Genomic DNA, 289 nt, shown 5'->3' with positions numbered 1-289 from the left:
GTTTACAGTGATAGTACCACCAAGTCCACAAGTATTAACAAAGTTGTTAAAGTCGAAGTCAGACGTTACGGTGTAGTTTGCATCTGCATCACAACTATCCGTAGGACACGTCTGTAAAGCCGCGATGTTAGCCGCATTCCAATTAGATGCTAAAGTAGTGTTATTAGCACCATCACATTCAATAGTTTCATCAGCCACATCCGAACATAACGCTAAGTCTGGCGCAGTAGTATCTTCAATAGTTAACGTTGCTGAAGTAGACGCTATGTTCCCACAGTCATCCGCTACC

The 289-nt window shown here is 42.9% G+C and carries 1 protein-coding gene; it reads right to left on the bottom strand.

Annotated elements, in window-relative coordinates:
* Window positions 1-289 (bottom strand): hypothetical protein (locus WA340_RS12725; RefSeq protein WP_336129360.1); only part of this gene is annotated, 289 nt, incomplete at both ends.

Origin of the sequence: Mesoflavibacter sp. CH_XMU1422-2, from assembly GCF_037029245.1 — a bacterium.
GTDB lineage: Bacteria > Bacteroidota > Bacteroidia > Flavobacteriales > Flavobacteriaceae > Mesoflavibacter > Mesoflavibacter zeaxanthinifaciens.
The sequence above is the reverse complement of the archived record's forward strand: the minus strand, read 5'-3'. Positions and strand labels throughout refer to the sequence as shown.